Below are 20,372 nucleotides of genomic sequence, written 5' to 3'. Positions count from 1 at the left end.
GGAAGTTAAAGCCTCTGGACTGCTGAACCAACCTGAGTAGTTGCGGCGAAAGGGAGCAGGAAATGTCGCAGGAATGCGGAAAGAACGAGGAAAACTCGAAAGAGTGTACACAGCACAAAAATACACTTTTTACGTAGCAGATGTTTATATGCCCCCGAAAAATGAAGGAAAGAATGAGGGCGCAAAAGGACTCACGGGCCGTGAGAAAATCGCGGTCCTGATGGTCTCCCTAGGCAGTGATATAGCTCCCGAAATCTACAAGAAACTTGATGACTCTACAATAGAGTTAATCACACTCGAAATAGCAAATCTCAGAAAAGTAACGCCTGACGTAAAACTCACGGTGCTGAAAGAAGCGCAAGAGATATTAATGGCGCGTGAGTTCATGGCCAGAGGAGGAGTCGAATATGCGCGTGATGTTTTGGAGAAAGCCCTCGGACCGGAGAGAGCGCAGAGCCTTCTTGCACGGATTACGGCAAGTTTGCAGGTCAAGCCGTTCGATTTCATGAGACATACAGACGCAGGCCAGATACTTGGCTTCATTCAGAACGAACACCCGCAGACAATCGCGCTGATTCTGTCGTATCTTGAGCCTACACAGGCTGCAATGATTCTCAGCGGCCTTAACCCGGTATTGCAGGCTGACGTAACAAAGAGGATCGCCAACATGGACAGGATTACGCCGGAAGTTTTGCGGGAGGTTGAGAGAGTCTTGGAGCGGAAACTAAGCACCGTAATGGGTCAGGATTTCACGGTAGCGGGCGGAATAGACGCGGTTGTGGCCATCGTCAACAGCACAGACAGAGCGACCGAGCGGAATATCATGGAATACTTAGAGGAGAACGACCCCGAATTAGCCGAGGAAATCAAGAAACGTCTGTTTGTGTTCGAGGACTCAATGCGGCTTGATGATAGGTCATTGCAGAGGGTATTGCGTGAAGTCGACATGAAGGAATTGAGTCTCGCTCTAAAAGGTGCGACAGAAGACCTCAAGACAAAGTATCTCAAGAACATGTCAAAACGTGCCGCCGAAATGCTCCAAGAGGATATGGATTTCATGGGGCCTGTACGTGTCAAGGACGTTGAAGAGTCCCAGCAGAAAATAGTGAACATAATCCGCGGGCTTGAGGAACAGGGCGAAATAGTGATAGCTTCCGGCGGAGGGGACGATATGATTGTCTAGCGGTCTTGCACATCAGAGAGTACTGCGGACAGTCCGATTACTGCCTCAGGCTGTGAAGATCGGAATACTTGAGAGCGAAATAAAGCAGTCAGCCGCCAAGCCTGAGCCGCAGAAATCACCAAAGCCCGACAAACCGCAGTCCCCCTCAAAGCCTGAGCCGCAAAAATTGCAGGTGAAGACTCCTGCGCCAAATTCCCGCGAAATCGAAGAGCTTACAGCGCAGGTTAAAGCCCTCACAAACAGCTTGAGTAATGCAGAAGTCGCCAACGCAGAACTGTCCGCGGCAAAAGCAAAGTTAGAGTCGGAAATCGGCGGTATAAGGTCAGACTATGAGCGCAGGAAGCAGCAGCTTGAAGCCGAAGCCCAGAACAACGCCGACAGAATCGCCGAGAAAGCACGCGCCCAGGCCATAAGCGAGGGACAAATCACAGGCTACGAGGAAGGACTCAAGAAGGCACGCGCTGAAGTTGAGCAGGAATATTCCGGGAAATTTTCGGCTCTTGCGGGAGTGATTGACACCTTCGGGAAAAAGCTGGAGGAAAATTTTGCCGAACTCGTCAAGCTCAATCAGCCGAGGCTTGTTCGTGTGTGGACTGAAATGTTACGGCGAATGCTTTACAGGCAGGTTGAATTGAACCCGGACACAATCGACTCGGTTTTGTCGGAATTACTTTCACGCCTGAGCGACAAAAATCAGATATTAATCTACGTTTCGCCGGACGACATGAAACGGCTTGAGGGGAATATGGATACGAAATTCCGGGAAGCCCTGCGCGGTGTCAAAAAGTTAGAGCTGAAATCAGATCCCAATATCGAGAATGGAAGCTGTATTGTTGAGACTGGACTCGGAGTTTATGACGCGAGATGGAAGACTCAGATGGGACAGGTTGAGTCGGTTGTTGATGAAGTATTCCAGCAGTCAGCAAAGGAGAGTCGTTAGGCCGTGAATGATATACAGGATGTTGATTTGTTCCAGCTTTTTGCGGTTGACCTGTTGCAGAAGCCGCTGGTGAAAATAAACGGGCGAATCGTTCAGGTTGTCGGGCTTGTCGCGGAATCCCAGGGGCCGGATGTCAGAGTCGGCGATTTGTGCCACATACAATTCCGGGACGGCTCGCACGAGCTTGACGCGGAGGTTGTCGGCTTCAGGGGAGACCGTGTACTCTTAATGCCGCTGGGAGCATTGCAGGAAGTCGGGCCGGGTTGCGATGTCGTGTCAACAAACAGACCGCTTGAAGTCCCTGTAGGCGAGGCGTTATTAGGGCGTGTTCTTGACGGTCTCGGAAATCCCATCGATGACAAAGGGCCGATAGCCGCCAGCGACTTTTACCCGCTTTACGCGACTCCCCCTCACCCTTTGCGGCGGAAAATGGTTGACACTCCTTTGAGCGTCGGAGTCAGAGTTGTTGACGGAATGCTCACGCTAGGCAAGGGACAGCGTATCGGGATATTCGCGGGTTCAGGCGTGGGAAAAAGCACCCTTCTCGGAATGATGGCGCGTTACACAACTGCGGACGTTAATGTGATTTCGCTTGTCGGCGAACGTGGCAGAGAGGTTCGGGAATTTATCGAGCGCGACTTAGGGCCGGAGGGGCTGAAACGTTCGGTACTTGTGATTGCGACTTCAGACCAGCCCGCGCTAATCCGCCTGAAATCGGCCATGACAGCAACGGCAATCGCAGAATATTTCCGGGATCAGGGGAAAGATGTCCTATTGATGATGGACACTGTAACACGAGTCGCCCGCGCACAGCGTGAAATCGGCCTCGCAATCGGTGAGCCTCCCGCCACAAGGGGCTATACTCCGTCCGTATTCGAGATGCTGCCGAGATTGTTGGAGCGCGCCGGGGCCGGGGAAGTCGGAAGCATTACGGGAATATACACGGTTCTTGTTGACGGGGACGACATGAACGAGCCTGTAGCCGACACAGTGAGAGGAATACTTGACGGCCATATAGTTTTGTCGAGGAAGATTGCCGCAAGAAATTTCTACCCCGCTGTGAGCGTACTGGATTCCGTGAGCCGTGTTATGCCCGCCCTTGTATCACGCGAACACCTCAACGCCGCCGGAAGAGTCCGCGACCTTCTCGCAACTTACGCGGAGTCGGAAGATCTCATCAACATTGGCGCGTATAAATCCGGGTCAAATATGCGGGTTGACTGGGCATTGGCGAACATGGAGAACGTACGGGGATTCTTGTCGCAGAGAGTTGAAGATCCGACAAGTTTCGAGGAGACCGACAAAAGATTATTGGAGCTTGCGCCGTATCCTAATCAGCAGTAGCAGAAAGGAGAAAAGGAAAATGAGCACAGCAGAAATATCATATGTAGAAGTTGAACCTGAAATCAAGCGCAAGGCAGAGGAAATTCTGAGGAAAATAGGCATGTCGTACACAATGGCCGTAGATTTGTTCACGAGGCAGATAATTTTGCGGAGGGCTTTTCCCGTTGAGCTTAATGCACCGATAAACAAGCCTTTATGTCTTGGGAATATGACAGAAGACGAAATAGACTCTGCGATTCAGGAAGGTATTGACGCTCTTGAAACTGGGAGAGTCTACACGCTTGAGGAAGCTAGGAAAATAATAGAGGCTGAATATGGCAGAATATAGGCTTATTGTTACTGTCCCGGCTCTTGAAGATGTCAACGGCATACGCGCTTATATTGCCGGGAAACTGGATAATCCTTCAGCCGCGCAGAAATTTTCGGACAAAGTATTTTCGTCTGCCTCATCACTTGCGCTGTTGCCAAAAAGATACCGTGTCCGCAGAAAAGATCGCAAAGGGCGGGAAATACGCTACATGCCTTCCGATAATTTCATTATTATGTACTGCGTTGATGATGCCATGCATACTGTCAGCATTATACGTGTAGCATATGCCGGGCGTGATCTTGACACCCTGATTTAGGCCATGCACGAGAGAATAGCCCGGTTCAACCGCATACTCAAAATCCGCGAGGACAGCCGCCGTAATGAGCAGGCAATTTTAGCCGCCGAAAGAAGCGAGGAGCGCGAAGCCATAGCCCATATCACACAGCTTGAGGGCGAAAAGAAGCAGGCAATCTCCGACTTCAGCCGGGCCGGGACTCAGGCCGTCTCAGCCACAGATTTATGGTTTCAGCGGCAGTTCATAGACGCAATAAACACTGACATTGCCCGCGGTCAAACCTCACTCGCCGAAGTCAGGACTCGAATCGCCGATACTGAAGCCAGACTCGTTGAGCGTCATAAAGATGTCAGGATAATGGAGACATACATAGATCACCTCAAAGAAGCCGACATGCAGGAACAGCTTGGCATTGAGCAGAATGAGCTTGATGACGTTACAACAATGCAGTATTCACGGAAAGGGGACAATTGACACATGGGGCCTAACATGACGAACATATCAAGAGTATTGACACGCATAGACGAAATTAACAGGCAGCTTATGCCGGACATGTACCAGCAGACTCAGCCACTCAAAAGCAGGTTTGTTGACGTTCTGAATGACGTTGAGCGGGCAAAGAGAGTCGCAAAACGTACAAGCAACATTTCCGGCAAAACGAATTATGACGAACTCAAAGACATAATCACCGAATGCGCCGAGAAATATAACGTTGACCAAGAATTAATACGCGCAATGATTCAGGTTGAGTCAGGGTGGACGACTGACGCTGTGTCGAACAAGGGCGCACAGGGACTAATGCAGCTCATGCCTCGCACAGCCGCAATGCTGGGAGTTGATGACCCTTTTGACCCCGCGCAGAATATTGACGGCGGGACAAGATATATTTCTGACTTGACGGACAAATACCGGGGCGACATCGAGAAAGCATTAGCCGCCTACAACGCAGGGCCGGCCAGAGTCGACAGCGGGAATATCCCGGAAGTGTCAAAACGCTACGTGCGTAATATCATGTCAATATACCGCAGATTAAGGGAGGTCGGCTAACATGGCAGAAGAACGCCCCGCGGCAGGAGCTAATCCCCCGGCTGAACAAGCTGCTGCCCCCGCGCCAGTCGTCAAAAAGAAGAAAAAGAAAAAGGGCATGGGAAAATTTACGTTTTTCCTGTGGATGTTGTTGCTTGGTCTTGGGACTGCTGTCGGAATGCACCTGAGCGGAATTTGGGACGGCAGGCCGCTTTTCTGGGAGACTATACCGAGAGTGCCATATTTCGGGCCGAGACTTGCGGAGTTTTTCCAGGTGCCGGAGTTTTACGCGCTTACGGTTGAGGAGCGCAGAGCCGTAGAGCTTGAGCAGTGGCAGAGAAGGCTTGACGCTCTCGAACGCTCAATGGAAAGCCGCGACATTGCCCGCATGGAAGTCTACGAGAAGAGAGAATTAGCCCTCGTTGAATTATCGCGTGATGTGGCAAGAAGGCAGCGCAGGCTCAGAGCGCAGGAAGCAACCCAAGCCGCCGGAGCTAACGCGAACACCCCTACCGAGCGTGAGCAGGAATTAATGAACCAAGTAGCCCGAACATATCAGGACATGTCAGCGAGAAACGCCGCGGCAGTCGTTGAACAATTGCGCGATGCTATGGCAGTAGAATTGCTGATGAGGCTTCCCAATGACGCAAGAGCCTCAATTATGGGCAAAATTAAGCCGACAAAAGCAGCAAGGATAACCGAACTTATGGCACATCCCCAGCAGCGATAAATCACAATAACAGGAGGGTGCAGAATGCCGGCAGGAATATGGTCATTTCTTCAGGCGCAAATAAATCTGCTCATGCCGGGAGGCAATACAGACAGCACACAGCAGGGACTCACAGGCCAGGACGCAGGAGCATTTGACGCGCTCATGACGGAATATACAGCCCGTGAAAGCGCAGGGCAGGAGCAAGTTACAGACATCAATCCCAACAACACACAGCAGGCTATGACATTAACGCAGGGCAGGCCGTCAGCGTTCAGCGGTGTGAGATTTCTTGCTGACGACGGAACAAACACGCAGGCCAGTACAGAGCCGTACACACATGCGAATACGGAATCACGTTCGCCAAAGGCTGACTCATGGCGGAATCTTTTTGCTGACAGCAGGCGAATAACGGACAATCCCGCAAGGAGGACAGCGGAAATTATCCCGCAGAATGATTTTGACGAGGGAGTTACCGCTGTTGAGCCGGAGATTTCGCGCAATTCTGACATGGCCGGGAATATGGCGGATAACGTGAGATTTTCCGGGAATGAGCCGCCCGAATCAGTGAGGCCGGATTTTGTCTCGCATAATGACGGGGCTTTACGGCAGGAAGTTACGAATAATGAGGCAGAAGGGACTAATATTCCGCAGAAAACGCAGCCAATCATCACGGATAAGCCGCAAGACACGCAGGACTCACAGCCTGTTGACGCTCCTAATGACGCGCCCGAAACTCAGCGGGGAATTTCTCACTCGCCGAAAATTGATGAGACTCCAGGAAATGACGCGCCGAGTCATGAGCCGTTACAGCAGGAAGATACCAATATTCAGCCGTCAGCAAATGACACGCCGAAATCGCAGACTGTTGACGCACACAATGACGCGCCGAAATCACAGCGGATAATTCCTGAGTCGCCGAAATTTGACGGGACTCCCGAAAATGACGCGCCTATTCATGAGCCGTTACAGCAAGAAGATACCAATATTCAGCCGTCAAGGCATGACACGCCGAAATCGCAGACTGTTGACGCACACAATGACGCACCGAAAGCACAGCGGGTAATTCCTGAGTCGCCGGAAGCTGTTGACACTCCCGAAAATGACGCGCCTATTCACGAGTCATCACAGCAGGAAGATACCGACATTCCGCTGTCAAGACAGGACACGCCAAAACCGCAGACTGTTGACGCACAGAATGACGCGCCCGAAACACAGCGGGTAATTCCTCAGTCGCCAGAAATTGACGGGACTCCCGGAAATGACGCACTCAATCATGAGCCGTTACAGCGGGAAAATACCGACATTCAGCCGTCAGCAAATGACACGCCGAAACCGCAGACTGTTGACGCACAGAATTACGCGCCGAAATCACAGCGGATAATTCCTCAGTCGCCGGAAATTGACGGGACTCCCGGAAATGACGCGCCCATTCATGAGTCATCACAGCGGGAAGATACCGACATTCCACCGTCAAAACACGACACGCCGAAATCGCAGACTGTTGACGCACACAATGACGCGCCAAAATCACAGCGGGTAATTCCTCAGTCGCCCAAAATTGACGAGACTCCCGAAAATGACGCGCCTATTCACGAGTCATCACAGCCGGAAGATACAGACATTCCGCCGTCAAGACAGGACACGCCGAAATCGCAGACTGTTGACGCACAGAATTACGCGCCGAAATCACAGCGGGTAATTCCTGAGTCGCCAGAAATTAACAGGACTCCCGAAAATGTCGCTCCTATTCATGAGTCATCACAGCAGGAGGCTACAGACATTCCGCCGTCAAGACAGGACACGCCGAAATCGCAGACTGTTGACACTCGCAATGACGCTCCCGAAACACAGCGGGTAATTCCTGAGTCGCCGGAAATTGACGGGACTCCCGAAAATGACGCGCCCATTCATGAGTCATCACAGCGGGAAGATACCGACATTCCACCGTCAAAACACGACACGCCGAAATCGCAGACTGTTGGCGCACAGAATGACGCACCAAAAGCACAGCGGGTAATTCCTGAGTCGCCAGAAATTGACGGGACTCCCGAAAATGACGCGCCGAGTCATGAGCCGTTACAGCAGGAAGATACCGACATTCCGCCGTCAACACGTAACACGCAGAAATCACAAACTGTTGACACTCGCAATGACGCTCCCGAAACACAGCGGGCAATTCCTCAGTCGCCCAAAAATGACACGCCCATACAGCGCGAAATTCCCGCAGATGACTCACAGCCTCAGACAGTCCCCGCAAATGATACGGAGGATTACGGGATTCCGGCTTCTGACACTGGCAGGGAGACCGACAGCCCACGCCCTGAAGCCCCCGCCGAGACTCCCGCCCCCGTTCAGCCCCGCAGGAATGACGCAGAGCCAGCACAGCCCCGCAAAGTTACGCACGAACGCGCCGACTCCCGCGAGGATTCCGAGGCCGAGACTCCCGAAAAGACACGCGCAGAGTTCCCCGGAATTACGGACGCTGTTACAGTCATGGCCGGATTCGCTCAGGTTCAGCCGACTCAAAACGCACAGCCCGCAAATGACATTCAGCCCGCGCAGACCGATTCACCGTCAGAGCCTCGCACCGTCCGCACAATCACGGAGACTCCCGAACATATAATCATCACCGCGCCGGAAATCCCCGTAAACACTAAGGACGCTCCCGAAATCATTTCCGAGTCCACACCCGAAACCGTAACACGCGAAATGCCCGCGACTACAGCGCAGACTGTTCACGAAACCGTAACACAGTCAGCACCCAAAACAGTCCCCGAAAGCACTGAGTCCCCGAAAATCTCCCGGACACCTCGCAGAAAGACTCAGGCCATGACGCACGACTCACAGCCCGAAATTACGCAGGCCACCGAGACAGACTCACAGCCGAAAATTTCACGCACTCAGAATCATTCCGGCCATGAGGAAAGCACAGAGTCAGAATCCCGCCAGCCATCGCAGAATCCCGGCAATGACTCACAGACTGACGGCGCAATTTCACCCGAAAGAGTCCGCGTATCACCCGCAAGAGCTTCACGCACAGCACCGCGCAATGATTCGCAGAATGAGCCGCGAATTGACTCACGAAAGGCAGAAGTCCTCAGCGATTTTCAGTCGTTCTTTGACACCGTAACACGCGCAAAACGTTTATCATCTCCACGCGTGAATACCAGCCCGCTTAGTCTCAGGACTGACACATACGAGGCTAACGGCGTTCAGTCTCAGGGAAGGACTCTCCGCAATGGCATCGTAAACGTCGTGAGATTCATACGCGCAGACAACGTGAGGAAGGCAAATATCATCGTTGACCCGCCCGCGCTCGGACGGATTTCCGTTGAGCTTACATCTACAACTTCAGGCGTTGAAGCGTCCGTTAAAGTAGCAAGTGAGCAAATCCGACAAATAGTGCAGGAACAATTCACACAGTTAAGGGACAATTTAGCCCAGCAGGGTGTTCAGGTGTCAGAGTTTACGGTTGACGTTCAGCAGGACAGCAGCCGGCAGGGTCAGGACTCAGGCGGTCAGAACCAGAGGGATTATTACAGTTACACCCCGTCAGATAATGACGATGACACAGAAAATTTCAGGGCTGACCTTGAAGAAGGACTGCTATACTGGATAGCATGAAGGAGAGATGACGAATGCCAGTAACAGACGTAAACAGCTACACTAACCTAGCAAACATAAACACAACGCAGGCAACAACAAGCACGCAAAGCACATCAGCCGTAACAACAGCCACAAATGACACTCTCGGAAAAGACGCTTTCCTCAAGCTGTTAATCGCCGAATTGTCGAATCAGGATCCCTTGAATCCTATGGAGGACAGGGAATTTATCTCGCAGATGGCTACATTCTCAAGCCTTGAGCAGATGCAGAACATGAACAAGACGCTCACCACAATATCGGACGCAAACAAATTCAGCGCGGTTCAGTACATCGGGAAGGCAGTAGCTTTCACTTCAGGCGAAGGGGAAGAGGCAACTCAGAAAGTAGCAGTCGTGAATCATGTCTGGTTTGACCCGAAAGAAGGCACAATACTTGACACGACAGAAGGCGAAGTGCCGCTTGAGAAAGTTGAAGGCGTTTCGGTAATAAGCTAGAATAAATTGCTCTCACGGACGAGACACGGCAGGAAGGACGCCCGGCCAGAGTAAAATATACAGTCATATCACAGGAAATTTCACAGCAGGAGGAATCACGGGACATGTTAAGATCATTGATGACAGCGGTAACGGGTGTTCGCGCTCACCAGACCATGCTCGACGTAACAGGCAACAACATATCAAACGCAAACACAACAGGCTTCAAGAAGGACAACACGCTTTTCGCCGATCTCATGTATCAGGCCAACAAGTACGCTTCAAGCGCGGACGGCAACAGAGGCGGAATCAACCCCGCCCAGGTCGGACTCGGCGTTAGCGTCGCGGCAATTGAGACGATACACACTCAGGGTTCAAGCTCATACACCGGCAATGCCTCCGACATGATGATTCAGGAGCGCGGGTTCTTTGTGTACTCTGACGGCACCAACCAGATGTTCAGCCGTTCGGGTGCCTGCACTCTTGACGGAAATTCTGACCTCGTTCAGTCAGGCTCAGGCTACAAGCTCCAGGGCTACAAGATGGAGGAGACAGCCCTAGAGGGATTCCAGCAGGCCGCAGAGCTTTCCACGATAAATATACCGCTTGGGCAGAAGATGGAAGCCAAAGCCACGACTAGAGTCGATTACCAGTGCAACCTTGACAGCAGGCAGAAAAATTTCCTGTCTTACGGTTTCGCGGATCTTCCGTTCAATGCTGTTGCGGGTGCTAACGGGCTGAATGAAGGAATGGCAAAAGTTCCGATGAACGGCGTTGAGTATGATATGAGCTTCTCGACAAGTTTTGACGCAACGCTGAATAATGCAAACAACTCGGCATACGGAATCAACTATCTTGATTTCGCCCTAGCTAACGGCGGAGAAACTACTAAGATGACGTTCGACATGACCGGCATAAACAGCACAACGGGCAAGCCTGAACTTAGCCTTCCGACAATAATATGGAATGCTGCCACCACCGCACCCTTAACCACAAAGCTTACAACAGCAACAGGGAGCGGCAGCGACGGCTTTATAGGCTGGCTTGATGAGAATAACAACTTGGTTACAAGCACTAACGGTACTACACTGTCAAGAATAACCAACAGAACATCAGGGACATTAACACTGACAGAGAATGACATAAATACTACCGTCAACAATTACTACAAGCCCGTGTACAAATTTCCCGGCCAGACTCCCCCGAAGTATTACACGGTGGACTACAACGACACAACCGGGACAATGCAGATTCGCACGCTGTCCTTGATGAATGCGAATAACGAAGAAGTATCAGGCACAACAGCGGGACTCGCGGCAGATCTTGTTGACACAACAGGTACAGTTGCTACACAGGTACATCATCTCAAAGTCAGTGATACGGTCTTCAATTATGATGTGAAGGGCAAGATGGACTACTCGAATTTCACTCTGTCCGGCGCACCTTCTATCGCAACAGCAAGCGCACCAGCAGGAAGCACTACGGAGAGAGTGCCGCTTGAGTACGACTTCATAGCAGAATTTGAAGAAAGCAATATGACCGCCGCTTCACCTTCAGACTTGGGCAAAACTGTATCAAAGATGACTCTCTGGTACTACGGCTACGCCAACGCACAGGCCACCGCAGTAGCAGCAGGAACAGCAACACAGATTCAGGAAGGTACTGTAGGTACGGGAGCTACTGCTGTACTCAAGGGACTGCACAAGATTGAAGCAAACGTATTCTTCAACCCTGACGGCTCATTTGACCGTGTGGACTGGAACGAGACCGATAACGGCAACGCGCCTCTGGGATTCCGTATACTGCCTGACACTAACGGCGATCCTAACTTCCAGATAGCCGCATCAACAGCCAGCAATGCAAGCTCAAAGAATGACACGCTGAAATTCATGGTTGCACAGAACGTTGACTCGCCAAGTCCGAAAGATCAGCTCGGCTCATGGACTACATTGGGCGCGGCTTCACAGGGCGGTTACCACGCTACAAAGGCCACAATATATGACGATGACGGAAAAGAGCATACCCTCGAAGTTACGTACAAGAAAATCACCGAAAACCGCTGGAGATGGGAAGCGTTCATAGTCGAGACTGACGAGAACGGAAAAGAAATCATGTCAAACGTTATGCCCGAACCCAGAACAGGCGAGATCGAGTTTGACGGCTCAGGAAGAATCAACAACGCCATCGCCGACGGCGCACTCAGAAGCACAGACAACGCAGAAGTCGAAATCACGCTCCCGTTCAGCCTCAACGGACAGCCCAACAGCACAGTAAGGCTCAATTTCGGCGGAAGCGGGGACGCTCTTCTAGGCGTTACTCAGTTCGCCTCAGAGACAACAACAAAGCCCGTTTATCAGGACGGCTACACGATGGGCATTCTGAAAAATTACTCGGTCGCCGCAAACGGAACAATCACAGGCTCATACAGCAACGGAGTCAGCATTCCGCTTTACCGCGTCGCGCTGGCAACTTTCGCGAATGAGCAGGGACTCGAAAAGGTCGGCAACACTATGTTCCAGGCTTCCGTAAACTCAGGAACAGCCAACATTGACGGCGCAGGCTCAAACGGAAAAGGCACTATCATGGGTCAGTACGTTGAAATGTCGAACGTTGACCTAACAGAGGAGTTTACCCATCTGATAATCGCTCAGAGAGGCTTCCAGGCGAACACGAGAGTCGTTACAGTCAGCGACCAGATATTAGAGGAAGTCGTCAACCTCAAGAGGTAACATTAATACGGAAAATTTTTCCCTCTCCTGAATTTTACGGGAGGGGGATTTTTTTTTTGCCTGAAATTTTCCCGCATAGGCTATAATATCTCCAATTCCCAAAAATTTTTATGCAAAGGATGTGTTTTCTGCAATGAGTGATTTTGACAGCAGGCTCGATTTTCACTATGACGAGCTGAAATGGCTTTACTACGAGTTATACGGCCAAGACAAGCAGGCATTCGATTACTTCTGCTACATGCTCCGAAAATCTTGGAATAACCGCCCCGACTACCTCAAGCACGATTTAGATGACGCGCGCGCCGTTGTCCCGGACTGGTACGCGGGCAATGACATTCTCGGAATGATGATGTACACGGAGTGCTTCGCCGGAAATTTGCAGGGCATTAAGTCTCACCTCAATTATATTCAGGAATGCGGAGTAACATATTTGCACCTCATGCCGCTTCTTGACACCCCTAAAGGCAGGAGCGATGGAGGCTACGCGGTCTCAGACTTCCGAAAAGTCAGGCCGGATTTGGGTACAATGGATGACCTTGCTGACCTGTCGAGGGAATGCCATTCACGCGGAATCAGCGTATGCTTGGATTTCGTCATGAACCACACAAGCGAGGATCACGAGTGGGCGATGAGAGCCAAGAAGGGCGAGAAAGAGTTTCAGGACAGATATTTCTTTTTCGACAACTGGGAAATCCCACGCCAGTTTGAGCAGAATTTGCCGGAAGTTTTCCCGACAACAGCACCCGGAAATTTCACGTATGACAGCGAGTCCGGCAAAGTCGTAATGACAACATTCTACCCGTACCAGTGGGATTTGAATTACCGCAACCCCGTTGTGTTCAACGACATGACAGAAAATATGCTCTACCTGTGCAATCAGGGAATCGACATCATCAGGCTTGACGCTGTTCCGTACATCTGGAAGACTCTCGGCACAAATTGCAGGAATCTCCCGCAGGTTCATACCCTCGTCCGCATAATGAGAATGGCCGCTGAAATCGTCTGCCCCGGAACGCTCCTTCTTGGCGAGGTCGTAATGGAGCCGTCAAAAGTCGTACCCTATTTCGGCACAGTCGAGAAGCCCGAATGCAACATGCTCTACAACGTTACGACAATGGCAAGCACATGGCACACAGTTGCGACTCAGGATACCCGCCTAATGAAGCACCAGTTAGAGAGCGTCTTTGCCCTCCCGAAACAGTATGTGTTCCTGAACTATCTGCGGTGCCACGATGATATAGGCTGGGGACTCGATTATGATTTTCTGCGGACGTTCGGAATTGATGAGGTCGCCCACAAGAAATATCTCAATGACTACTTCAAGGGGGATTTCGCCGGGTCTCCGTCAAAGGGCGAGACGTACAACGATGCTCCCGAACTCGGCGATGCTAGAATGTGCGGTACAACGGCTTCACTTTGCGGACTCGAATCAGGCGACAAGGACTCAGCCGTCAATCTCGACATTATGCTTCATGCCTTCCTTCTGACACAGAGCGGAATACCCGTGCTATACAGCGGAGACGAAATCGGACAGCTCAACGATTACAGCTATCATCAGAGCGATGACCCCGACAAGGCCGCCGACAGCAGATATTTACACCGCGGGGCGTTTCATTGGGAGGACGCAGAAAAGCGCAATGACCCCGGCACACCGCAGGGAAAAATCTTCCGGGCTGTGCGTCAGCTCGTAACACTGAGGGACTCGCACTCGGTTTTCGCGAATGAGGCTGACACGTGGCTGATTGAGACGGGAAATAATCAGGTTCTCGGAATCGGACGCTATGAGGGCGCAAAGACCAAGAAAGAGAAAATGCTGGCGTTCTTCAACTTCAGCGGGAAATCTCAGACTTTCGGGACAAATGAGACTCTCGGCGGAATGTTCGACTATCGCGACATGATTACGGGCGAAAAGTTCACGGGAAATCCTGACGGGACAATAACGCTTCAGCCCTACGGATTTTTGTGGGTACTCGCGGAAATGTAGACAGAAGAAACGAATCCCCGTCTGAAATATGGCGGGGAAATTTTTTTTGCGTAGGGAGGCTTTCAGCACGTTTATGATAAAAGTATTCGGGAAAAGTTAATCGAGACATTCAATCACTATATATGCCGTCTTAAATGGGAAAATTTCAATCCCGTAACAGAAAAACGACTCACACCCTTTGAGCTTACACCGCATAAGCAGAAAAACGCTTTGATGACTATGCTATGTATGATGACGAAACAGCGTTTTCACGCTTCAAGCCGTAAAAGTCCCGGCCCAATGCAATGCGCTAACATAAGTGCCGGAAGTGTACAATAATTTCTCCTCTTGTGCTATCATAATCACCGCTTACACTCAAAGCTGAGAATATCGCCCTCTGGATTGGCGTTGTTCCCGGCTCTGAAGTAATACACAGGAGGTTTCTCTATATGATCCAGAAAGACAAGAAACAGGCCGTAATATCTGAGTACAAGACTCACGATACCGACACAGGCTCGCCGGAAGTACAGGTAGCAATCCTCACCGAAAGAATCCGCGAACTCACAGAACATCTCAAAGTCCACAAGAAAGACTTTCACTCGCGCCGCGGCCTTCTCAAAATGGTAGGCTCAAGACGCAGGCTTCTCCGCTACCTCATGAACAAGGACTTTAACCGCTACCGCTCACTGATTGAGCGTCTCGGCCTCAGACACTAGGAGGAATCATCACATGAAGAAAGATATTCACCCCGACTATCAGGAATGCAAAGTAACATGCGCCTGCGGAAACACCTTCATGACCCGCTCAACAATGAAGGAAATCCGCGTAGGAGTCTGCTCCGCCTGTCATCCGTTCTACTCAGGCAAGAAGGGCAGAGTCCTCACAGAAGCCGGCCGCCTCGAAAAGTTCCAGCGCAAGTACAAAGGCGTGAACTACGGCCAGAAAACAGAAGTGTAGCCATACACAGACCGTTTGCGGGGGCTGATAACGGCTCCCGTTTTTGTTATTGAGACATGAACGTAATATTACTCTCACACACTCCCGAACCTGACGCACTAGTAGCCGCCGCCGCCCGGATATGTTACAGGGATGTTACAGCGGGGGAATTATTGCAGGGGGAGGAGCAGAATTTATCCCGCAGGTTAATCGCTGACTTGTTCGCCAGCGGTCATATGTCGGCGTTTGAGCATGTATCATTCACGTTTGGGATTGACGGACTCAGCCGGGTTGCGTCCCATCAGCTTGTACGGCACAGAGTCGCAAGTTTCAGCCAGCAGAGCCAGCGATATGTGAAGATGACCGATGACCCCGAAGCCGTGATAGTCCCGCCGTCAGTCAGCAAAAACCCGGACGCAAAAGCACTCTACCTTCAGGCCGTCAGACATTCGCAGGAAACTTACAGGGCTTTGACGGAAATGGGAATCCCGAAAGAGGACGCAAGATTTATCCTTCCTCACGGGCATTCAACGCGGCTTGTTATGACAATGAACGCACGGGAATTACATCACTTCTTCAGCCTGAGACTTTGCCGCAGGGCGCAGTGGGAGATTCACGAGCTTGCGCGGAGAATGCTGGCACTATGCAGAGGAGTCGCACCCGTAATTTTCGACATGGCCGGGCCGGGGTGCATTTTCGGGAAATGCTCGGAGTCGCGCACATGCGGTAAACCCTATAGAGATATGGAGGATTTGTTGTTTGCTGAATAAATTTTGTTTGTGGCTGATGGTAACGGCGAATCTTTTCGCTGATGACGCTGACAGGAAAATACCCGTCGGAGGTCAGGCCGTAATAGAAGGCGTATTAATGAAGGGGAAAAATTTATGGGGACTCGCGGTGAGGAAACCTTCAGGAGAAATCTTTACGGACAAATGGCCGAACTCATCGCGCACAAAGCGTTATCCCTGGAAGCTGCCTTTCCTGCGGGGAGTCGTCATAATGTGCGAAATGATGTCGACAGGATTCAAAGCTCTGTCAAAATCCGCTGAAGTCGCACTTGAAGAGGAAGAAGAAAAAATGACGTGGAAGGACATATTATCGGCGGTCATTCTCGCGGTTATAGCTGTAGGAGGGCTGTTTATCGCGCTTCCCTTGTGGCTCGCCGGATTTGTCGCGGAAACTCCTTTGTGGGTGAATGTTACGGAGGGGGCATTGAGGGCGGTTATATTTGTCGGGTACGTTGCTGTTATAGGGCTGTGGAAGGACATCCGCGAGGTCTTCAGGTATCACGGCGCGGAGCATAAGACGATTAACGCATTCGAGCACGGACTCGAAATGACTCCCGAAAATATCATGACATGCTCACGGATTCACCCACGCTGCGGGACATCGTTCCTGCTGATTGCCGTAATCGTCAGCATAATAATATTCTCGCCCGTTAAGACACTCATCGCCGGGGAAAGTTTCGCGCTTCAGGTCATCGCAAGAATAGTGCTGATACCCGTTGTTGTCGGAATATCCTACGAGATAATCCGGCTCGCGTCAAAATCCGGGAAAATCGGCCTCTGCGTTATTGCCCCGTTCCTTACGTTACAATACCTTACCACAAGAGAACCTGACATTAAGCAGGCGGAAGTCGCTTTAGTCTCACTAGATACAGCAATGGAAAGAGGCATAGTATCATGAACATAGAGCCTAAATTACAGGCCATAGAGCAGGAATATGATGATGTAGGGCGGAAACTTGCTGACCCTAAAATAGCGTCTGACCCGAAAGAATTACAGGTATTAGGCAAGAAACGCGCCCAGCTTGAGCCAGTCGTATTAATGTACCAAGAGTATAAATCAGCGCAGAAATCCATAGCTGAGGCAAAGGAGTTAATCAAGTCCGGGGACGCTGAATTAGAGTCATTAGCACGCGAGGAAATCTCAGAGCTTGAGCCGAAAATTGAGAGCTTCACGCATGATTTGACGCTGTTATTACTCCCGAAAGACCCGAACGACGACAAAAGCGTTATCGTTGAGATTAGAGCGGGGACGGGAGGCGATGAGGCGACATTATTCGCGGCTGACCTGTTCAGAATGTACACACGTTTCTGTGAGCGGCAAAGGTGGAAAATTGAAGTAATCGACAGCTCAACGAATACCGCCGGGATCGGAGGCTACAAGGAAATAGTTTTCAGGATTGACTCGCAGGGAGCGTACAGCAAAATGAAATATGAGTCAGGCGTTCACAGAGTCCAAAGAGTCCCAGTAACAGAAGCAAGCGGACGAATCCACACAAGCGCGGCAACAGTTGCGGTTTTGCCGGAAGCTGATGATGTTGAAGTCGAAATCAGGCCGGAAGATCTCAAGATTGATACGTACCGTTCAAGCGGGGCAGGCGGTCAGCACGTCAACATGACTGACTCAGCCGTCAGAATTACGCACCTTCCCACAGGGATTGTCGTAACATGTCAGGACGAACGCTCGCAAATCAAGAACAAGGCGCGGGCAATGTCGTACCTGAAGACGAAACTTTTTGACTTCGAACAGCAGAAGCAGAACTCGGAGCAGTCAGCTGAAAGGCGCGGCATGATAGGCTCCGGGGACAGGTCAGAGCGGATAAGGACGTACAATTTCCCGCAGAACAGAATCACGGATCACCGCATAAATTTGACGCTCTACAAGCTCGATACGTATCTTGACGGCGATTTGTACGAGATGATTGACGCTATGGTGCTGGCCGAGCAGACACAGAAATTACAGGAAATTGACGGCTGACGGGATAATCTCACGCCTGAAACGGGCAGGAGTCGCAAACGCAGCGCAGGAGTCATTATGGCTTGCGGCTCATGCTCTCGGCCTGAGTCATGCTGAGATTCTCGCAAGGGGCAAATTTTCACCCGATGAGGAACGCAGGATTGACGCTGTAATTTCGCGGAGGATTGACGGTGAGCCGCTGCAGTATATCACCGGGGAAGCTGATTTTTACGGGCGTGATTTCGCTGTAGGGCCGGGCGTATTGATTCCGCGTCATGACACCGAGACGCTAATTGACGGCGTGAAGATGATTTTTCCGCGTGATAATGCCTTCCGCTTTCTTGACTGGGGTACGGGTTCGGGCTGTATTGCCGTAACAATTCTGCTTGAGTTCCCGAATGCTGAAGGCTGTATGCTTGACGTGAGCGAGGACGCTTTGAGATATGCCAGCGAAAATTTGAGGCGTTACGGCGTTCATGACAGGGCAAATTTTGATGTTTCGGGTGAATTTGACCTCATAATCAGCAATCCTCCGTATATACCTTCAGGGGAAATTTCCGGGCTTATGCGCGAGGTTAGGGACTTTGAGCCGATTACCGCGCTTGACGGCGGCAATGACGGGATGAGATATTACAGGGAGATTTTGACGCAGGCACATTCCCGGCTGAAACACGGAGGGTATATAATTCTTGAGACGGGGAATATTGAGCAGGTTACGGAGCTTGAGACTTTCGGAGATTTTGAGACGGTGAGAGAAATTTTTGACACGGGGAATTTTCCGCGCTGTATTATACTGAGGAGGGACTCGCAATGAAGCGCAGGGGCGAAACTTTGACGGAATTTCTTATAGCGGCGGCTGTTTTCGGAGTAATCACAACGGGAATTTTCGAGTTCATAGCAAATCAGACGGAGAATCTTGCCGACTTACGCATAAAGGACGACCTTATGTTCTACGCTCAGAAATACATTAACACGCCGGAAGACAAACGGCCAGCAAATAATAAGGCAGTAAATGAGGACAACGGAACAACAAAATACAATCTGACAAACGACACAAACGGCAAAATACTCACAGTAACACGCAACAGCTTCCCCCCGATGACGTTCGAGCTTCAGCCCTGATTCACGGGGGCAGGCTCTAATAGTTTCTGTTCTTCTTGCACTCGTGGTAGATTTTCATTACGGCCTCGACAAGTTTATACACATCGGGCTTCAATACGTGCGTAATCTTCAGCTTCTCCGCCCGGTCTAATAGCTCCTTCACCATTATCGACGAGAACAATATCACCGGCATGTTCTCCGTGCGCGAGTCATTCCGCAATGTCTCAACAAGACTCAGGCCGTCAAGCAACGGCATCTCAATGTCAGACACAAGAAGGTCAAAATTCTCCCCCTGGTCAAGCAATAACTTCCGCGCCTCGACTCCGTCCTTCACCGGGTAAATGCTCGTGAACCCGGACTGCTTCAGCACATCACATGTCTGCTGCCTCAACAGCGGCGAGTCGTCAGCCACAAGAATGTGGAAATCCTCAACGTGTCCTATCTGCCTGTGGAACGTCTCCAGCTTGCTCTGGTCAAACATGTGTTCCGCAACTGCCGGAGCCGTCTCCTGAATTATTGCCTCGTAATCGAGAAGAAGTATATTCCGCTCGTCCCTCTTGATGATGTACAGCACCCACTTCAATGACACACCGCGCATTTTGGACGAGTCTAAATCTTCCGCGTTCACCTGCCGGATTCTTTCTACTCCGTCAACAAGAAAGCCTAATTTTATGTCGTTGAACTCCACTACCATCACTTTTGTGTTCGCCATCGGCACGGTGGAATTTATCCCAAGGAATATGCGAAGATCAATCAGCGGCAGAAGTGCATCACGCAGAGTAGTTATGCCGACAAAGGCAGGCGTTTTCGTGGGAACAGGACGGCACCCGGTCCAGCGCAGAATCTCGCGGGTCTTGTTGACGTTTATCGCAAATGCGTCCTTGCCTAACGTAAACACTACTACTTCCCATTTTTTGCTCGCTGCTTCTACATTCCGTTTTTCTTCCATTGTCTGAACTTCCTCCCCTGTGCTTGTGAACATTTGAATTATAGCTTAATTTTTGATTTTTACG

Annotated in this window: 20 protein-coding genes; 19 read left to right on the top strand and 1 reads right to left on the bottom strand. The window is 50.9% G+C overall.

Features of this window, described 5'->3' with window-relative positions; translation table 11 throughout:
• Positions 1-148 precede the first annotated feature (148 nt).
• The 19 genes from fliG (at position 149) to IKQ95_08280 (ending at position 19,380) form a co-directional block, all read left to right on the top strand.
• On the top strand, positions 149-1,183 hold the full coding sequence (gene fliG / locus IKQ95_08370) for a flagellar motor switch protein FliG (protein ID MBR4196708.1): 1,035 nt from the start codon (positions 149-151) through the stop codon (positions 1,181-1,183).
• Entirely contained in the window at positions 1,176-2,123 is a 948-nt protein-coding gene (locus IKQ95_08365) for a hypothetical protein (GenBank protein MBR4196707.1), read from the top strand. The genes fliG and IKQ95_08365 overlap by 8 nt, the downstream gene beginning before the upstream one ends.
• A 12-nt stretch (positions 2,124-2,135) precedes the next feature.
• Positions 2,136-3,467: a flagellar protein export ATPase FliI gene (gene fliI / locus IKQ95_08360; GenBank protein MBR4196706.1), complete on the top strand. Its 1,332-nt coding sequence runs from the start codon at positions 2,136-2,138 to the stop codon at positions 3,465-3,467.
• Between the two features lie 19 nt (positions 3,468-3,486).
• On the top strand, positions 3,487-3,795 hold the full coding sequence (locus tag IKQ95_08355) for a type II toxin-antitoxin system RelB/DinJ family antitoxin (GenBank protein MBR4196705.1): 309 nt from the start codon (positions 3,487-3,489) through the stop codon (positions 3,793-3,795).
• Positions 3,782-4,093 (top strand): type II toxin-antitoxin system RelE/ParE family toxin, encoded by a 312-nt coding sequence (locus tag IKQ95_08350; protein ID MBR4196704.1) that lies wholly within the window; start codon positions 3,782-3,784, stop codon positions 4,091-4,093. Before IKQ95_08355 ends, IKQ95_08350 begins: the two co-directional genes overlap by 14 nt.
• A 3-nt stretch (positions 4,094-4,096) precedes the next feature.
• Positions 4,097-4,546, top strand: coding sequence for a flagellar export protein FliJ (gene fliJ / locus IKQ95_08345; protein ID MBR4196703.1), 450 nt, complete (start codon positions 4,097-4,099; stop codon positions 4,544-4,546).
• Between the two features lie 3 nt (positions 4,547-4,549).
• Positions 4,550-5,119, top strand: a complete 570-nt coding sequence (locus IKQ95_08340) for a lytic transglycosylase domain-containing protein (GenBank protein MBR4196702.1) — start codon at positions 4,550-4,552, stop codon at positions 5,117-5,119.
• A gap of 1 nt (position 5,120) precedes the next feature.
• Positions 5,121-5,828 (top strand): hypothetical protein, encoded by a 708-nt coding sequence (locus IKQ95_08335; GenBank protein MBR4196701.1) that lies wholly within the window; start codon positions 5,121-5,123, stop codon positions 5,826-5,828.
• A gap of 24 nt (positions 5,829-5,852) precedes the next feature.
• Positions 5,853-9,434 carry a flagellar hook-length control protein FliK gene (locus tag IKQ95_08330; GenBank protein ID MBR4196700.1) on the top strand — a complete coding sequence of 1,194 codons (3,582 nt, stop codon included), beginning with the start codon at positions 5,853-5,855 and terminating at the stop codon, positions 9,432-9,434.
• Between the two features lie 14 nt (positions 9,435-9,448).
• Positions 9,449-9,910, top strand: coding sequence for a flagellar hook assembly protein FlgD (locus IKQ95_08325; GenBank protein ID MBR4196699.1), 462 nt, complete (start codon positions 9,449-9,451; stop codon positions 9,908-9,910).
• A 104-nt stretch (positions 9,911-10,014) separates the two neighbouring features.
• Positions 10,015-12,618, top strand: a complete 2,604-nt coding sequence (locus tag IKQ95_08320) for a flagellar hook-basal body complex protein (GenBank protein MBR4196698.1) — start codon at positions 10,015-10,017, stop codon at positions 12,616-12,618.
• Between the two features lie 133 nt (positions 12,619-12,751).
• The gene (locus IKQ95_08315; GenBank protein MBR4196697.1) at positions 12,752-14,602 is read left to right on the top strand and encodes a hypothetical protein; all 1,851 of its coding nucleotides are present in this window, start codon (positions 12,752-12,754) and stop codon (positions 14,600-14,602) included.
• Between the two features lie 428 nt (positions 14,603-15,030).
• Positions 15,031-15,297: a 30S ribosomal protein S15 gene (rpsO, locus tag IKQ95_08310; protein ID MBR4196696.1), complete on the top strand. Its 267-nt coding sequence runs from the start codon at positions 15,031-15,033 to the stop codon at positions 15,295-15,297.
• A gap of 13 nt (positions 15,298-15,310) precedes the next feature.
• Complete coding sequence (rpmE, locus tag IKQ95_08305) at positions 15,311-15,538, top strand: 50S ribosomal protein L31 (protein MBR4196695.1); 228 nt, start codon at positions 15,311-15,313, stop codon at positions 15,536-15,538.
• 56 nt (positions 15,539-15,594) lie between these two features.
• The gene (locus tag IKQ95_08300) at positions 15,595-16,287 is read left to right on the top strand and encodes an FAD-dependent thymidylate synthase (GenBank protein ID MBR4196694.1); all 693 of its coding nucleotides are present in this window, start codon (positions 15,595-15,597) and stop codon (positions 16,285-16,287) included.
• A 16-nt stretch (positions 16,288-16,303) separates the two neighbouring features.
• Positions 16,304-17,203, top strand: coding sequence for a DUF1385 domain-containing protein (locus IKQ95_08295; GenBank protein MBR4196693.1), 900 nt, complete (start codon positions 16,304-16,306; stop codon positions 17,201-17,203).
• Positions 17,200-18,279 carry a peptide chain release factor 1 gene (gene prfA, locus IKQ95_08290; GenBank protein MBR4196692.1) on the top strand — a complete coding sequence of 360 codons (1,080 nt, stop codon included), beginning with the start codon at positions 17,200-17,202 and terminating at the stop codon, positions 18,277-18,279. The genes IKQ95_08295 and prfA overlap by 4 nt, the downstream gene beginning before the upstream one ends.
• On the top strand, positions 18,224-19,072 hold the full coding sequence (prmC, locus tag IKQ95_08285; GenBank protein ID MBR4196691.1) for a peptide chain release factor N(5)-glutamine methyltransferase: 849 nt from the start codon (positions 18,224-18,226) through the stop codon (positions 19,070-19,072). The genes prfA and prmC overlap by 56 nt, the downstream gene beginning before the upstream one ends.
• On the top strand, positions 19,069-19,380 hold the full coding sequence (locus IKQ95_08280) for a prepilin-type N-terminal cleavage/methylation domain-containing protein (protein ID MBR4196690.1): 312 nt from the start codon (positions 19,069-19,071) through the stop codon (positions 19,378-19,380). The genes prmC and IKQ95_08280 overlap by 4 nt, the downstream gene beginning before the upstream one ends.
• Positions 19,381-19,396: 16 nt before the next feature.
• Here the strand turns inward: IKQ95_08280 and IKQ95_08275 are convergent, their stop codons facing one another.
• A complete protein-coding gene (locus IKQ95_08275) occupies positions 19,397-20,308 on the bottom strand; it encodes a chemotaxis protein CheV (GenBank protein MBR4196689.1) in 912 nt (303 codons plus the stop codon).
• Positions 20,309-20,372 lie beyond the last annotated feature (64 nt).

Source organism: Synergistaceae bacterium (assembly GCA_017540085.1).
GTDB lineage: Bacteria > Synergistota > Synergistia > Synergistales > Aminobacteriaceae > JAFUXM01.
This window is presented reverse-complemented; position numbering and strand designations above follow the sequence as displayed.

Coding starts and splice junctions, on each gene's coding strand:
- fliG (MBR4196708.1), top strand. CDS start 149: ATGCCCCCGAAAAATGAAGGAAAGAATGAGGGCGCAAAAGGACTCACG.
- IKQ95_08355 (MBR4196705.1), top strand. CDS start 3,487: ATGAGCACAGCAGAAATATCATATGTAGAAGTTGAACCTGAAATCAAG.
- IKQ95_08350 (MBR4196704.1), top strand. CDS start 3,782: ATGGCAGAATATAGGCTTATTGTTACTGTCCCGGCTCTTGAAGATGTC.
- fliJ (MBR4196703.1), top strand. CDS start 4,097: ATGCACGAGAGAATAGCCCGGTTCAACCGCATACTCAAAATCCGCGAG.
- IKQ95_08340 (MBR4196702.1), top strand. CDS start 4,550: ATGGGGCCTAACATGACGAACATATCAAGAGTATTGACACGCATAGAC.
- IKQ95_08335 (MBR4196701.1), top strand. CDS start 5,121: ATGGCAGAAGAACGCCCCGCGGCAGGAGCTAATCCCCCGGCTGAACAA.
- IKQ95_08330 (MBR4196700.1), top strand. CDS start 5,853: ATGCCGGCAGGAATATGGTCATTTCTTCAGGCGCAAATAAATCTGCTC.
- IKQ95_08325 (MBR4196699.1), top strand. CDS start 9,449: ATGCCAGTAACAGACGTAAACAGCTACACTAACCTAGCAAACATAAAC.
- IKQ95_08320 (MBR4196698.1), top strand. CDS start 10,015: ATGTTAAGATCATTGATGACAGCGGTAACGGGTGTTCGCGCTCACCAG.
- IKQ95_08315 (MBR4196697.1), top strand. CDS start 12,752: ATGAGTGATTTTGACAGCAGGCTCGATTTTCACTATGACGAGCTGAAA.
- rpsO (MBR4196696.1), top strand. CDS start 15,031: ATGATCCAGAAAGACAAGAAACAGGCCGTAATATCTGAGTACAAGACT.
- rpmE (MBR4196695.1), top strand. CDS start 15,311: ATGAAGAAAGATATTCACCCCGACTATCAGGAATGCAAAGTAACATGC.
- IKQ95_08300 (MBR4196694.1), top strand. CDS start 15,595: ATGAACGTAATATTACTCTCACACACTCCCGAACCTGACGCACTAGTA.
- IKQ95_08295 (MBR4196693.1), top strand. CDS start 16,304: ATGGTAACGGCGAATCTTTTCGCTGATGACGCTGACAGGAAAATACCC.
- prfA (MBR4196692.1), top strand. CDS start 17,200: ATGAACATAGAGCCTAAATTACAGGCCATAGAGCAGGAATATGATGAT.
- IKQ95_08280 (MBR4196690.1), top strand. CDS start 19,069: ATGAAGCGCAGGGGCGAAACTTTGACGGAATTTCTTATAGCGGCGGCT.
- IKQ95_08275 (MBR4196689.1), bottom strand. CDS start 20,308: ATGGAAGAAAAACGGAATGTAGAAGCAGCGAGCAAAAAATGGGAAGTA.